This window comes from Paenibacillus sp. 05T425 (genome assembly GCF_056396205.1).
In genome coordinates, this window is sequence record NZ_JBFTLA010000129.1 from 1 (window position 1) to 420 (window position 420).

2 rRNA genes are annotated in these 420 nt (G+C 50.8%); both read left to right on the forward strand.

Annotated features, from left to right (window positions below):
* Positions 1–101 (forward strand): 23S ribosomal RNA (locus tag AC1DF0_RS32420); the annotation flags it as partial.
* Positions 102–252: 151 nt separating this feature from the next.
* Positions 253–369: ribosomal RNA gene (gene rrf, locus AC1DF0_RS32425) — 5S ribosomal RNA — on the forward strand.
* Positions 370–420 lie beyond the last annotated feature (51 nt).

Below are 420 nucleotides of genomic sequence, written 5' to 3' on the forward strand. Positions count from 1 at the left end.
GTATGTAAGACCCCTTGAAGACGACGAGGTTGATAGGTTCGGGGTGGAAGCACAGCAATGTGTGTAGCTGACGAATACTAATCGGTCGAGGGCTTATCCTAAAARGCTTAYATGGTCCATACAACCTRTAGGCAACAGCTAAAGTTCAGCAGCAACATCTTTCGTATCCAGTTTTCAGGGCGCAATGCCTCTGAGATCATGGTTGTGTCTTTTCTGAAGTGATTCAGGAAGCATGATCATCGAAAAACACCGTTTGGTGGCGATGGCGGAGGGGAACCACGCGTTCCCATACCGAACACGACCGTTAAGCCCTCCAGCGCCAATGGTACTTGGACCGCAGGGTCCTGGGAGAGTAGGACGTCGCCAAGCACGAGGAACCAACCGCATGTAGATGCGGTTGGTTTTTTGTTGTGCGCAGAA